The 13,614-nt window shown below is 65.7% G+C and carries 11 protein-coding genes; 4 read left to right on the top strand and 7 right to left on the bottom strand.

Translation table 11 applies throughout. The features are described from left to right. The first annotated feature begins 1 nt into the window (after position 1). Positions 2–3,640, top strand: a complete 3,639-nt coding sequence (locus tag ABRP17_RS06555) for a hypothetical protein (protein WP_349985461.1) — start codon at positions 2–4, stop codon at positions 3,638–3,640. 284 nt (positions 3,641–3,924) lie between these two features. After that, positions 3,925–4,800: an RNA polymerase sigma factor RpoH gene (gene rpoH / locus ABRP17_RS06550; RefSeq protein WP_188325213.1), complete on the top strand. Its 876-nt coding sequence runs from the start codon at positions 3,925–3,927 to the stop codon at positions 4,798–4,800. Between the two features lie 193 nt (positions 4,801–4,993). Here the strand turns inward: rpoH and purD are convergent, their stop codons facing one another. The 5 genes from purD to prmA form a co-directional block, all read right to left on the bottom strand. Beyond that, positions 4,994–6,277, bottom strand: a complete 1,284-nt coding sequence (gene purD, locus ABRP17_RS06545) for a phosphoribosylamine--glycine ligase (RefSeq protein WP_349985462.1) — start codon at positions 6,275–6,277, stop codon at positions 4,994–4,996. Between the two features lie 63 nt (positions 6,278–6,340). Beyond that, positions 6,341–7,924 carry a bifunctional phosphoribosylaminoimidazolecarboxamide formyltransferase/IMP cyclohydrolase gene (purH, locus tag ABRP17_RS06540; RefSeq protein WP_349985463.1) on the bottom strand — a complete coding sequence of 528 codons (1,584 nt, stop codon included), beginning with the start codon at positions 7,922–7,924 and terminating at the stop codon, positions 6,341–6,343. 107 nt (positions 7,925–8,031) lie between these two features. Beyond that, positions 8,032–8,307: a DNA-binding transcriptional regulator Fis gene (gene fis, locus ABRP17_RS06535; protein ID WP_188325209.1), complete on the bottom strand. Its 276-nt coding sequence runs from the start codon at positions 8,305–8,307 to the stop codon at positions 8,032–8,034. Positions 8,308–8,424: 117 nt separating this feature from the next. Further along, positions 8,425–9,198 (bottom strand): DUF3426 domain-containing protein, encoded by a 774-nt coding sequence (locus ABRP17_RS06530; RefSeq protein WP_349985464.1) that lies wholly within the window; start codon positions 9,196–9,198, stop codon positions 8,425–8,427. A gap of 50 nt (positions 9,199–9,248) precedes the next feature. Further along, a complete protein-coding gene (gene prmA / locus ABRP17_RS06525) occupies positions 9,249–10,169 on the bottom strand; it encodes a 50S ribosomal protein L11 methyltransferase (RefSeq protein WP_349985465.1) in 921 nt (306 codons plus the stop codon). Positions 10,170–10,328: 159 nt separating this feature from the next. Here prmA and ABRP17_RS06520 point away from each other — a divergent pair, with 159 nt between their 5' ends. Both ABRP17_RS06520 and ABRP17_RS06515 read left to right on the top strand, forming a co-directional pair. Continuing rightward, on the top strand, positions 10,329–11,300 hold the full coding sequence (locus ABRP17_RS06520) for a hypothetical protein (protein ID WP_349985466.1): 972 nt from the start codon (positions 10,329–10,331) through the stop codon (positions 11,298–11,300). Continuing rightward, positions 11,297–11,665, top strand: a complete 369-nt coding sequence (locus ABRP17_RS06515; protein ID WP_192082042.1) for a hypothetical protein — start codon at positions 11,297–11,299, stop codon at positions 11,663–11,665. The genes ABRP17_RS06520 and ABRP17_RS06515 overlap by 4 nt, the downstream gene beginning before the upstream one ends. A gap of 50 nt (positions 11,666–11,715) precedes the next feature. Here the strand turns inward: ABRP17_RS06515 and accC are convergent, their stop codons facing one another. Together accC and accB are read right to left on the bottom strand one after the other, a co-directional pair. Further along, entirely contained in the window at positions 11,716–13,083 is a 1,368-nt protein-coding gene (gene accC, locus ABRP17_RS06510; RefSeq protein ID WP_188325204.1) for an acetyl-CoA carboxylase biotin carboxylase subunit, read from the bottom strand. Positions 13,084–13,093: 10 nt separating this feature from the next. Next, a complete protein-coding gene (gene accB / locus ABRP17_RS06505) occupies positions 13,094–13,579 on the bottom strand; it encodes an acetyl-CoA carboxylase biotin carboxyl carrier protein (RefSeq protein WP_188325203.1) in 486 nt (161 codons plus the stop codon). Between the last annotated feature and the right edge of the window lie 35 nt (positions 13,580–13,614).

Raw genomic sequence — 13,614 nt, 5'->3', positions numbered from 1 at the left:
CATGGAGAAGACCCTGAAAGCCGAACGCCGCATGACCGCGTTGCTGCTGCTGGCGATGCTGCTCTCCACTGCGCCGGTGCTCGCGCAGCAGGTACTGCCTGCGGTTGATCCGCCAGCCATCCGCTGTGACGCCGACAACTGCCGCAACGACGAAGGGCTGTTGCTGCGGATCCGCGGCGACGCGCCATCACCGCCAGTAGCCGATAGCGTGCCGCTGGCACCCTCACCGGTGGCTGCACGGGGTGGCAACTTCGTGTCCGAGCTGCCCAACGGGGGCGTGGTATGGGCCACGGAAGATCCGAGCATGGTGCCGCCCAGCCTGAGCGTGCAGTCGGCGGCGACGGTGCCGTTCGAGAACGGACGCCTGGTGCGCCCGCTGCGCTTCCACAGCTACAACAACTACGCCTCGTTCATCGAAAGGCTGGAGGTCACGCTGTACCGCGGCACCGACACCGATCTGGTCACCCCGCTTGCGCGCATCGACCTGCCCGCGGGCTACGTGTCCGAGGCCGAGTGGGATGCGCAACTGCCCGAGCAGATCACGCTGCGCACCGGCGATGACCTGATCTACGTCGCGCGTGCCTACGGTGCCGGCGATGCGTTTGATGAAACGCAGATCCAGCGCATCCAACTGGTCACCCCGGCCGACTTCGATCGGGGCCTGCAGGTCACCCGCGACAACGTGCAGAAGACACTCGGCCAGGCACTGGACGGTGAGAACGCGCAGGCGCTGCAGGTGAGCAACAGCATCTACGGACAGAGCCAGCTGCGCCTGCAGAACATTCCCATCCACGGATCGCGCGTACGCGTGTACGGGCGTGGACTGGAGCCGAACAGCCGGGTGACCATCAACGGGCAGAGCTTCCCGGTGGACCTGGAGCAGAAGTTCGCGGCGGAGTTCCTCGAACCGGTGGGCGCCCACCGCTACGACGTGCAGGTGGAGGCCAAGGACATGCCCAGTGCCGAGCGGCAGCTGGACGTGGAGGTGACCGGCCGTTACCTGTTCGCGGTCGCCATCGCCGATGTCACCGTGTCGAAGAACAGCGCCAGCGGCAACCTGCAGCCACTCGCCGCCGATGACCGCGATGACGGCAGTTTCCTCAGCGAAGGGCGCTTGGCGTTCTACCTGAAGGGGAAGATGCGCGGCAAGTATCTGCTGACGGCGCAGGCCGACACCCAGGACCGCGAACTGAAACACCTGTTCCGGGATTTCTGGGACGCAGATCCGAGCGACGTGTTCCGCCGCCTGGATCCGGATCTGTACTACCCGGTGTATGGCGATGATTCCACCACCTGGCGTGATGTCGATACGCAGGGGCGGCTGTACCTGCGCTTGGACTGGGACCAGAGCCAGGCGATCTGGGGCAATTACGCAACCGGGATCACCGGCACCGAATACGGGCAGTATGTGCGTTCGTTGTACGGCGGTGCCTTGAACTGGCGGTCGCTGGAAGCAACCCCGCTGGGCGAGGCGCGCTCGCAGTTGAAGGTGTTCGGCTCCGAAGCGCAGTCCGCGCCGGGCCACAGCGAGTTCCTCGGCACCGGCGGCAGCCTGTACTACCTGCGCCACACCGATGTGCTGCCGGGATCGGAACAGGTGGTGCTGGAAGTGCGTGACCGCACCACCGGCCGCACTGAAACCCGCGCCACCCTGCAGGAAGGCGTGGATTATGAAATAGACGACCTGCAGGGGCGATTGATCCTGACCCGTCCGCTGGCGATGTTGACCCGCGAGAACGTTCGCAGCATCACCCGCGACATGCCGCTGGATGGCTACGACCAGCTGCTGCTGGTGGACTACGAATACGTGCCGCTGGGGTTCAGCAGCGATGACGTGACGATGGGCGCGCGCGGACGGCAATGGATCGGCGACCACGTGGCAGTGGGTGGCACCTGGGTGGAGGAAAACCGAAGCGGTGAGAACTACACCTTGAAAGGGGCGGATCTCACCTTGCAGGCGGGTCGTGGCACCTATGTAAAGGTGGAGCACACCGAGACCGATGCCACGGCGGCACCGGTGTTCTACTCGGACAACGGCGGCCTCAGTTTCATCCGCCGCAATCCTTACGAAGTGCAGCGATCCGGCAGCGCCACGGCGGTAGAGGCGCGCGCCAACCTGCGGGAGCTGGGCTGGACCACGCAGGATTGGAGCATGGGCGCCTGGTGGCGCGACGTGGACGCGGGCTTCTCTGTCGCTCGCCAGGACACCGGGTTGGCGGTGCAGGAATACGGTGCCGAGTTCCTCGGCTACCTCACCGACGACTTCAGCCTGTACGGCCGCCACACGCGCACGGAGCAGGGCGAGCTGGCGCTTGAGCAGAGCCAGCTGACTGCCGAGTGGCGGCTGGGCAACGACGGCCAGCTGAGCGGCGAACTGCGTCGCGTACGCGAAGAGCAGAGCCTGCAGACCGTGGATGCACTGCTGGCGGCCATCGGCTATCGGCAGCGGTTCGGTGCATCGTGGGAGCTGTACGGCACCGGCCAGGCCACGGTGGACGATGACGGCGGCGCCTACGAAAAGAACGACCTGCTGACGTTGGGGGCGCGGTATCTGTTTGGCGACCGCAGCAGCGTGGGGGCCGAAGTCAGCGGCGGTAGCCGCGGCCACGGTGCGAAAGTGGATGCCGAGTACCGCATGGCGCCGGACCACAGCCTGTATGGCAGCTACAGCTACAGCAGCGACCGTACCGGCACTGATCCGCTGTTCGATACCGGTCTGCAGTCCGGCTGGACCCTGGGCCAGCGCTGGCGCCTGAGCAATCAGGTCAATGTGTACAACGAAAGCCAGTACCTCAAGGACCGTCGCCAGGACAACGCCGGCCTGGTCCACACCTTCGGCATGGACTTCTATCCGGCACAGGGCTGGAACCTGGGCTTCACCCTGATGGACGGCGAACTGGAATCCACCCTGGGGCGGATCGACCGCCGCGCCTACAGTGTCAGTGGCGGCCGCACCGACGCGGTGGCGCAGTGGAACAGCAAGCTGGAATACCGGCATGACTCCGGTGCCGAGCAGCGCGAGCAATGGGTCACCACCAACCGCCTGCTGTACAAGCTCAACGAAGACTGGCGGCTGGCGCTGCGCGCCAACTATGCCGATACCCAGGACCGCATCAATCCGGTGGCGGACGCCAAGCTGGTGGAAACCAACATGGGCTTTGCCTGGCGGCCGCACGACGACACCCGCTGGGCCGCCTTCGGCAAGTTCACCTATCTCTATGACGTGGCGTCGCTGGGGCAGGAAGGCGGCAACCTCTACGACCAGCGCTCGCAGATCGTTTCCCTGGAGGGCATCCGCCAGCTGGGCGCGCGCTGGGAAGTCGCCGGCAAGCTGGCCTCGCGCTGGGGCGAATACCGCACGGGCCGTGGTGAAGGGGCCTGGCTGGACAGCCGCGCCGACTTCGCTGCGCTGCAGCTGCGCTATCGCCTGTTCGAGAAGTGGGAGGGGCTGGCCGAGCATCGCTGGCTGAAAGTGCGCGACGGCGGCGTCCGCAAGGGCTGGCTGCTTGGCGTGGACCGCCGCGTGGGCGAGAACTTCAAGATCGGTGGCGGCTACAACTTCACGGAGTTCAGCGACGACATGACCGAGCTGCGCTACGACCAGAAAGGATTTTTCCTGAATCTGGCCGGGTATTACTGAGGCATCCGGCGCAGCCGACGACCGGCGTCTGAATGCCCGACAACCTTTTCTGGCTGAATGGGCCGCTAAAGCGGCTTGTTCAGCCAGTTTGCACGTCTTTTTGCCCGTATTTTTCATTCAACATGCTGATGTGAAAGGTTTTTATCGTGATCGATAAGGCTATCGCCACTGTCACCAAATCGCGGTAGGGTAGATGGGTAGTCAGCGCCATTGTTCTGCCAACGGAACACTGGAACTTTTTCAACCTTTAGCAGTCGAAGTATCGGACTGCTAAGATGGAACCCATGAGCCAGAACACCTCTACTGCCCTTGTGGCAAATAATCTCCCGATTCCCAGTGCGCTCGGTTCGCTGGACGCCTACATCGGTGCCGTGCACCAGATCCCGGTGCTGTCGGTCGATGATGAGCAGGACCTGGCGCGTCGTTTCCGTGATCAGACCGATCTGGACGCGGCCCGCGAGCTGGTGCATTCGCACCTGCGCTTCGTGGTGCACGTGGCCCGCGGTTACAACGGCTACGGCCTCGCATTGGGCGACCTCATCCAGGAAGGCAACATCGGCCTGATGAAGGCCGTCAAGCGCTTCGACCCGGACATGGGCGTGCGCCTGGTGTCCTTCGCCGTGCATTGGATCCGTGCCGAAATGCACGAGTTCATCCTGAAGAACTGGCGCATCGTGAAGGTCGCCACGACCAAGGCGCAGCGCAAGCTGTTCTTCAACCTGCGCAAGTCGAAGAAGCGCCTGGGCTGGATGAACGCAGCCGAGGTCACGGCGGTCGCCAAGGACCTCAACGTGTCCGAGCGCGAAGTGCTGGAGATGGAGTCCCGTCTGTCCGGACGCGATATCGGTTTCGATGCGCCCAGCGATGAGGACGACGACCATGCACCACCGTCGCCGGCCGCGTACCTGCGTGCCAACGAAGAAGATCCTTCGATGGCCTACGAGCGTGCGGACAGCGAGGATAACCAGCTGCAGCTGCTGCGCGAAGGCATGGCCGAACTGGATGCCCGCTCACGCGACATCATCGCCCGCCGCTGGCTGGATGCCGACAGCAAGGTCACGCTGCAGGAACTGGCCGACGAGTACGGCGTGTCCGCAGAGCGGATCCGCCAGGTCGAAGCGAACGCGCTGAAGAAGATGAAAGCGCTGTTCACCGCCTAAGCGGAGACAGTCGCTGCGTACAAAAACGCCGGGCACTGCCCGGCGTTTTTCATTGAAACGCGCCCACCGTGCGACACGTCTACCGCACGATGACGCCTCTACCGGTAGCGCCGAGCCATGCTCGGCGAGCGCAGCGGCAGATCAGCGCCGCACCCGGTCCCCACACGTCGTGCAGGCCCACCATGCACCCGCCTCAGCTCTCGCGGGCAATCGCGCGCCAGCCGATGTCATCGCGGTGGAACTCGTTCGCCCACGTCACCTTGGCCACGCCCGCATAGGCATTGGCCTGCGCGTCGCGCACGCTGTCGCCCAACGCAGCCACGCACAGCACGCGGCCACCGGCGCTGACCACGTTGCCCTGCGCATCCAGTGCGGTGCCTGCATGGAACACCTTGGCGGTGTCCGGCACAGCATCCAGACCCGAGATCACATCGCCGGTGATGGGGGCTTCCGGGTACGGCGCCGCAGCCAGCACCACGCCCAGCGACGGACGCGGATCCCACTGCGCCTGCATCTGGTCCAGCGTGCCGTCGATGGCTGCCTGCACCAGGTCCAGCAGGTCCGACTGCAGGCGCAGCATGACCGGCTGGGTTTCGGGATCGCCGAACCTCACGTTGAACTCGATAACCTTCGGCGCGCCCTCCGCGTCGATCATCAGCCCTGCGTAGAGGAAGCCGGTGAACGGGATGCCATCGGCGATCATGCCCTGCACGGTCGGATTGACCACCTCGCGCATCACCCGGGCATGCACCTCATCGGTCACCACCGGGGCGGGCGAGTAGGCGCCCATGCCACCGGTATTCGGACCAGTATCCCCGTCACCCACCCGCTTGTGATCCTGCGAGGTCGCCATCGGCAGCGCCGTTACGCCGTCGACCATGGAAATGAAGCTGGCCTCTTCGCCGTCCAGGAACTCTTCAATCACCACCCGCGCGCCCGCATCACCGAACGCATTGCCTGACAGCATGTCGCGCACGGCGGATTCGGCTTCGTCCAGCGTCATCGCCACGATGACGCCCTTGCCGGCCGCCAGGCCGTCGGCCTTGACCACGATCGGTGCGCCCTTTTCGCGGAGGTACGCCAGCGCCGCGTCCACGTCGGTGTGCACGGCGTAGAACGCGGTCGGGATGTTGTGGCGGGCGAGGAAATCCTTCGCGTAGGCCTTGCTGCCTTCCAGCTGGGCGGCGGCGGCGGTCGGCCCGAAGATACGCAGCCCGGCATCGCGGAAGCGATCCACCACGCCGGCCACCAACGGTACTTCCGGGCCAACGACGGTGACCGCCACGCTCTCGGACTGCGCCAGCGCCAACAGGCCATCCAGGTCGGTGACCTTGATGTCCACGTTGCGGCACTTCGCCTCGGTGGCGGTGCCGGCGTTACCGGGGGCAACGAGCACTTCGCTGACCTGCGTGGACTGAGCGAGCTTCCAGGCCAAGGCGTGTTCGCGGCCGCCGGAGCCGATGACAAGAATCTTCATGCTGATGGATTTCCGATACGGGGTGGGGGGCCGCCGAGCATGGCTCGGCGCTACCGGTCAGCGTCAGTGACGGAAGTGGCGCACGCCGGTGAACACCATCGCCAGGCCGGCTTCGTCGGCCGCGGCAATGACTTCGCTGTCGCGCATCGAGCCACCCGGCTGGATCACCGCCTTGATCCCTGCCGCCGCGGCGGCATCGATGCCGTCGCGGAACGGGAAGAACGCATCGGACGCCATCACCGATCCGTCCACCACCAGGTCCGCATCAGCGGCCTTGATGCCGGCGATGCGCGCCGAGTACACGCGGCTCATCTGCCCGGCACCGACGCCGATGGTGCGGTTGTCCTTGGCATACACGATGGCGTTGGACTTGACGAACTTGGCCACCTTCCACGCGAACAGCAGGTCGGCGAACTGTGCCTCGGTCGGGGCCACCTTGCTCACCACTTTCAGCTCGTCGCGCGTCATGCCGCGGTTGTCCGACGACTGCAGCAGCAGGCCCGAGCCCACACGCTTGCTGTCGAAATTGTTGATGCCATCGCCATGCGGAATACGCAGCACGCGTACGTTGGCTTTCTTCGTCGCGTACTCCAGTGCAGCCGGTTCGTAATCCGGGGCGATCAGCACCTCGACGAACTGGCGGTCCAGGATCACCTGCGCGGTGGCCAGGTCCAGCGGCTTGTTGAAGGCGATGATGCCGCCGAAGGCACTGGTCGGATCGGTCGCGTACGCAAGCTCATAGGCATCGCCGTTGCCGGCGCCCACGGCCACGCCGCAGGGGTTAGCATGCTTGACGATCACGCAGGCCGGCGCGTCGAACTGGCGCACGCATTCCCACGCCGCATCGGCATCGGCGAGGTTGTTGAAGCTCAGTTCCTTGCCCTGCAGCTGCTGGAACGTGGCCAGCGTGCCGGGCACCGGGTACAGGTCGCGGTAGAACGCGCCGCTCTGGTGCGGGTTCTCGCCGTAACGCAGATCCATCACTTTCACGAAGGAGGAGTTCATCTGCGCCGGGTACTCGCTGCGCACCGGCACGGCGGCATCGCGCGATGCCACGGCGGACAGGTAGTTGCTGATGGCGGCGTCGTACTGCGCGACGCGGTTGAAGGCAGCGACCGAGAAAGCAAAACGCTTGGCTGCCGACAGCTGGCCATCCTGCGCCGCCAGTTCGGCCAGCAGCTCGTCGTACTGCGACGGGTCCGTTGCCACGGCAACGCGGGCGAAGTTCTTCGCTGCCGAGCGCAGCATCGCCGGGCCGCCGATGTCGATGTTCTCAACGGCATCGTCCAAGGCGCAGTCGGCCTTGGCGGTGACCGATTCGAACGGGTAGAGGTTCAGCACCAGCAGGTCGATCGCTCCGATGCCATGCTGGGCCATCACTGCATCGTCGATACCCGCACGGCCCAGCAGGCCGCCGTGCACTGTCGGATGCAGGGTCTTGACCCGGCCGTCCATCATCTCCGGGAAGCCGGTGACATCGGCGACGTCCTTCACCGGCAGGCCCGCATCGCGGATCGCCTTGGCGGTACCGCCGGTGGACAGCAGTTCCACGCCGCGCGCGGCCAGGGCAGTCGCCAGTTCGATCAAACCGGTCTTGTCGGAAACGGAAAGCAGGGCCCGACGGACGGGCAGCAGGTCAGCACTCATGGGGACAGGGCAACGGCAGCAGGCGGGGCCGATATTGTAGGCCGTGTGCACCCTAGGGTGGGGTCAGGCGCCTGTTCCTGCGGAAAAACACGCGATCACGGCCGGCCTCAGGCCGAGATGCCGTATTCCTTCAGCTTCTTGCGCAGGGTGGCACGGTGGATGCCCAGCATCGACGCCGCACGGCTCTGGTTGCCTTCGCAATGGTTCAGTACTTCCACGAACAGCGGTATTTCCATCTCGCGCAGCACGATCTCGTACACATCGTCGGCGTCGCAGCCATCCAGGTCGCGCAGGTAGCGGCGCACGGACTGGGCGACGTGTTCGCGGAGCGGAGGACGCGCAGCGCCACGACTAGTGTCAGGACGAGAGAGTACAGCGTTCAATGGGAATCCCGATCTGGTGGCCGCGCCGGAGCGGATGCTGGCGCTGGCGAAGAAGGTGGTGGCGACCAGTCTAGCGCGAGCGGCAGCCCCCTGCACGGGTGGCCGCTCGTACGACCCTCACAGGAAGTCGAAGTTGAATGCGACCGTGGACGCCGCAGGCTCCCTGACCCTGAAGCTGATCTGCGTGCTTTGTCCGGGCTCCAGCGGGGGCGCGGCCGCGCCGTCGGCGGCCAGGTAATCGGCCGGCGTGAACACGCCGGTGCCGATCACGCGTCCATCCGCATCGGACAGTGACAGACGCAGCGACGGCCAATCCTGTGCCCATCGTGCGTCGTTGCGGACACTGGCTTGTACCTGCAGCGCACCGGCCTGGCCGGGCACCGGACGCACGTCGCGGCTCAGCATGGTGAACGCCGTCGGCTCGCGCCAGGTCGGCAGGCTGCAGCGCAGCACGCTGCACACCAGGCTGATCATCGGGCGGGTGCTGGCATCGCTGGCAAGCCGGGCCCGGTCTGCGACCGCCACCTGCAACAGCAGCACCACGGTCAGTGCGGCCACGATCAGCCACTGCCATCGGGGCGTGTGCAGCGGTGACGTGCCGCGCAGGAAAACCGGTTCGACGGGCGACGCCGCCGCTGCCACCGTGTCAGTTGCGTCAGCGTGCATCGCGACGCTGTCGTCTGCCTCGTCTGCGTCGTCCGCGGCCGTCGCAACGACCGCCTCGACCGCTTCCACCGAAGCGTCCGTCACCGGCACGCTGTCCGCCGATTCATCGGTCGCGTGGCGCGCAGCCGGGTCAGCATCGGTCACCGGCGGTCCTTCCTGCTGCGGCTCAGCAGCAGGACGCAGGAAAGTGGCCAACGGGCGGCGGGGCAGGGGCGGTTCGGGCATGCGAGGTGCCGTCTCGGATCGAAGGGCTATTCAATCACGTCCAGACGCGCTCAGGCGCGCCGTACGCCGGTGATGCGCATCCAATCGCCGTCCTGGGTCGCCTGCAGGTCATCGAACCACGTGGCGTACCGCTTCAGCAGATCATCCTCCTGGCCCTGCAGGATGCCCGACAGGGCGATGCGACCGCCGCTGGCAACGCGCGCCGCCAGCAGGTCGGCCAGCGCATCCAGGGCAGAGGCCAGGATGTTGGCGACCACGATGGGATAGGTGGCCACCGGTTCGTCCTGCGGCAGGTATACGTGCATGCGCGGCAGCTCGCCGTTGCGTTCGGCGTTGTCCGCCGTGGCGATCAGGGCCTGCGGGTCGTTGTCCACGCCGATCGCTTCGGCCGCGCCCAGCTTAAGCGCAGCCAGCGCCAGGATGCCCGAGCCGCAGCCGAAGTCGAGCACCCGCTGGCCCTGTAGCAGGCCTTCGCCCGCCAGGCCATCCAGCCAGCGCAGGCACAGCGCGGTGGTGGGGTGGGTGCCGGAGCCGAAGGCCAGGCCCGGATCCAGCCGCACCACGGCTGCATCGGCTGCCTGCGCGGCCTCGGGCAGCTCGTGATTCCACGGCACGATCCATGCGCGCTGGCCGAACGGCATCGGCGCGAACTGGTCCAGCCAGACGCGTTCCCAGTCCTGGTCTTCCACTGCTGCGAAGCTGACGGTCGACCAGTCCAGGCCATCATCGAAGGCTTCCAGTGCAGCCAGCAGCAGCAGACCGTCGGCGTCGTGCGGGAACAGCGCGCTGAGCACCAGCGCGTCCCACATCGGGGTCTCGCCGACGCCCGGTTCCAGGATGGCCCGCTCGTTGCTGGTGTCGGCCTGCGCATCGAGCAGGGTCACCGCCAGCGCGCCTAAATCCTCCAGCGCGTTCTCGTAGCGGGGCTGGGTGGCTTCGGTGCAGCGCAGGGTCAGTTCCAGGAACGGCATGGTGGCAGGCGTAGTCCGGCAAAGAAGGGAATGCTAGTCGATCCGGCCCGCGCACCGAAATCTCCTGCGATCCTGAGACTGAATCGCGGTGCCCGGACAAGCACGCATCCCCTTGCTAGACTCGCGACCTTGCCTTGCGAGTCAATGGCTTGTAACCCGATGGCGTCCGTGCCTGCCCTGAAAACCTGGTTGTTCGTTCTGCCTGCCGTGGTATTGCTCGGTGCGGCAGGCGTGCGCATGGGCGATCACCTGAAGCAGGCTGACGGATCGGGGCGCATGGCAATGGAACAGGGCACGGCACCGCAGCAGGACACCGCACAGGCGACGCCGTCGCTTCCAGCCGCATTGGCGCGCCGCCTCGCCAGCGAATCCACGCTCAACAGCGTGCCGTCGGGGCTGCCGCTGGACATCCGCGCGGACATCGAAGGCGATACGGATCTGTTTGCGTATGCGCAGCGGCTGCGCTGGCAGGCCGACAGTGGCAACGTCGAAGCGCGCTGGATGCTCAGCCGCGTGTACGACTACTGCAGCCAGTACGCCAATGATCCGGGCGGGTACCAGTTGGACAACACGGTGCTGAACGGCATGGGCGAGCGCGCGTCGACGGCCATGGCATCGGCCCGCCAGCGCGTGGCCGCGCGGTGTGGTGGTTTCGTGGCCAGCGATGGCCTGGGCTACCCGTTGGTGTTCGCACAGCGCCGTCAGGCGGCCCAGTCCGGCAACCTTGCCGCCGAGGCATCGCTGTTGGCTGACGGGCAACCGCTGCAGACCGATGAAGACTATCGCCGCGGGCTGGTGCAGCGCGTGCGCGACTCACACGATCCAGAGGCCTACATGGCGCTGGCGCCGGCGATGGGCATCCGCGCATCGGGCGACCGCGCGATGACCGGGCTGGTGGCAGGCGAGGCGTTGAGCGAACTGGCGTGGCGCGTTGCCGCCTGCGAACTGGGCATGGCCTGCGGCAGCGACAGCGTGCTGATGAACAGCTTCTGCGCCAACGGCGGCATCTGCAGCCAGCAGACCGACCAGGATTTCACTGATTTTGTTTATGACGCTGCGGTATCGCGGCAGGGTGCCGAGAAAATGACCGAATGGGTCGAAGAACTGATTGGAAAGAGGAAAGGGCGATGAACTACCGTCGAGTCCTGCACGGTGCGAAGTTCTGGTTCTGGGTGGCGTTGTTCGTGGCCTACTCCGCCGGTGCGGTGGGGCTGCTGATGATCGATACCCAGGAAGACCGTTATCGACGATTGTCTTCGGTGGAACTGACCAAGGTGCAGTCCACGCCGGATGCGCGCCGCAGCGGTGCCAGCCAGGTGGCCGCCGTGTATCGCGCGCAGAGTGGCATGCCGTTCAATTCGCTGCCGGCCGGCAGCACCTTCCAGGTGGTCTGGCCCGATGGCTCGACCGAGACGATGATGATCGTCGACCCGACCTCGCCCAACGGCGTGCGTCCGGTACCGGGCAGCCAGATCGCCGCAGACCCCCGTCCGTAAGACGGGGGCGTGATACGCAGCGCCGAGCCCCGCTCGGCGCTGCCATCGGCTTACGTCAGCGCAATCGACTTCGTCTTGCGCTCGTTCAACCGCTTTTCCAGGTAGTGGATGTTCTGCCCACCGGCCTGGAAGCCCTTGTCGCGCATGATGCGCTGCTGCAGGGCCACGTTGGTCTTGATGCCATCCACCACCATCTCGCTCAGCGCCACCCGCATGCGGGCGATGGCGGTCTCGCGGTCCGGTCCGTGCACGATCAGCTTGCCGATCATCGAATCGTAGTTCGACGGCACGCGATAACCCGCATAGATGTGGGTGTCCACGCGCACACCCGGGCCACCCGGTGCATGGAAGGCGGTGATCTGGCCCGGACTGGGTACGAACGTTTCCGAATCTTCCGCGTTGATGCGGCATTCGATGGCATGGCCGGTCAGCACGATGTCGCTCTGCTTGATCGACAGCTTCTGGCCCGCGGCGATTTTCAGCTGCTCCACCACCAGGTCGATGCCGGTGACCATCTCGGTGACCGGATGCTCCACCTGGATACGAGTGTTCATTTCGATGAAGTAGAAGTTGCCGTCTTCGTACAGGAACTCGAAGGTACCGGCGCCGCGGTAGCCGATGCGTACGCAGGCTTCCACGCAGACCTTGCCGATCTGCTCGCGGGCTTCGGCACTGATGCCCGGTGCCGGCGCTTCTTCCACCACCTTCTGGTGGCGACGCTGCATCGAGCAGTCGCGCTCACCCAGGTGGATGGCGTTGCCCTGGCCGTCGGCGAGCACCTGGATTTCCACGTGACGCGGATTCTCCAGGTACTTCTCCATGTAGACCTCACCGTTGCCGAACGCGGCCTTGGCTTCGCTTTTGGTGGTTTCGATGGAGGTCTTCAGCGACGCTTCGGCATGCACCACGCGCATGCCGCGACCGCCGCCACCGCCGGACGCCTTGATGATGACCGGGTAACCGATCTCGCGGGCGATCTTGGTGTTGGCGACGATGTCATCGCCCAGCGGACCACCCGAGCCCGGCACGCACGGCACGCCGGCAGCCTTCATGGCACGGATCGCTTCCACCTTGTCGCCCATCAGGCGGATGGTGTCTGCCTTGGGGCCGATGAAGATGAAACCGGATTCTTCGACACGTTCGGCGAAGTTCGCGTTCTCCGACAGGAAGCCGTAGCCCGGATGGATCGCCTGCGCGTCGGTGACTTCCGCCGCGGCGATCAGCGCCGGGATGTTGAGGTAGCTGTCCGTCGATGCAGCGGGACCGATGCAGACCGACTCATCGGCCATGGCCACGTGCTTGAGGTTGCGGTCGACCGTGGAGTGCACGGCCACGGTGCGGATGCCGAGGGTATGGCACGCGCGCAGGATGCGCAGCGCGATTTCCCCTCGGTTGGCAATGACGATTTTATCGAGCATGGTCTGCCCCTCAGCCGATCACGAACAGGGGCTGGTCGAATTCCACCGGCTGGCCGTTCTCGCCGAGGATGGCGACGATCGTGCCCGACGCATCGGCTTCGATCGGGTTGAACATCTTCATCGCTTCAATGATCGCCAGGGTCTCGCCTGCCTTGACCTGCTGGCCGATGCTGACGAAGGCCGGCTTTTCCGGCGACGACGACGTATAGAACGTGCCGACCATCGGCGAACGCAGCACGTGGCCTTCCGGCAGTGCGTTGCCCGGCTTGGCGGTGCCGCCGGTGGAGGCTTCGGTCGGGGACTGCATCGGCATCGCCGGGGCAGCGGCCGCTGCCGGGGCCATCATCATCTGCGGCGGCGTGGCCGCCATCTGCGCGAAGGTGCCGACCGGTGCGCGCGACAGGCGCACGGATTCTTCGCCTTCCTTGATCTCGATCTCGGCGAGGTTGGACTCTTCCAGCAGGTCGATCAGTTTCTTGATTTTGCGCAGATCCATGGGGGCCTCTTTGTTTTTGATTATCTGGGGTGGGA

Origin of the sequence: Stenotrophomonas sp. WHRI 8082 (genome assembly GCF_040223995.2) — a bacterium.
Classification (GTDB): domain Bacteria; phylum Pseudomonadota; class Gammaproteobacteria; order Xanthomonadales; family Xanthomonadaceae; genus Stenotrophomonas.
The sequence above is the reverse complement of the archived record's forward strand: the minus strand, read 5'-3'. Positions and strand labels throughout refer to the sequence as shown.

Bases quoted from the DNA above. Each gene is read 5' to 3' on its own strand.
- ABRP17_RS06555 (WP_349985461.1), top strand. From the start codon at position 2: ATGGAGAAGACCCTGAAAGCCGAACGCCGCATGACCGCGTTGCTGCTG.
- rpoH (WP_188325213.1), top strand. From the start codon at position 3,925: ATGAGCCAGAACACCTCTACTGCCCTTGTGGCAAATAATCTCCCGATT.
- purD (WP_349985462.1), bottom strand. From the start codon at position 6,277: ATGAAGATTCTTGTCATCGGCTCCGGCGGCCGCGAACACGCCTTGGCC.
- purH (WP_349985463.1), bottom strand. From the start codon at position 7,924: ATGAGTGCTGACCTGCTGCCCGTCCGTCGGGCCCTGCTTTCCGTTTCC.
- ABRP17_RS06530 (WP_349985464.1), bottom strand. From the start codon at position 9,198: ATGCCCGAACCGCCCCTGCCCCGCCGCCCGTTGGCCACTTTCCTGCGT.
- prmA (WP_349985465.1), bottom strand. From the start codon at position 10,169: ATGCCGTTCCTGGAACTGACCCTGCGCTGCACCGAAGCCACCCAGCCC.
- ABRP17_RS06520 (WP_349985466.1), top strand. From the start codon at position 10,329: ATGGCGTCCGTGCCTGCCCTGAAAACCTGGTTGTTCGTTCTGCCTGCC.
- ABRP17_RS06515 (WP_192082042.1), top strand. From the start codon at position 11,297: ATGAACTACCGTCGAGTCCTGCACGGTGCGAAGTTCTGGTTCTGGGTG.
- accC (WP_188325204.1), bottom strand. From the start codon at position 13,083: ATGCTCGATAAAATCGTCATTGCCAACCGAGGGGAAATCGCGCTGCGC.
- accB (WP_188325203.1), bottom strand. From the start codon at position 13,579: ATGGATCTGCGCAAAATCAAGAAACTGATCGACCTGCTGGAAGAGTCC.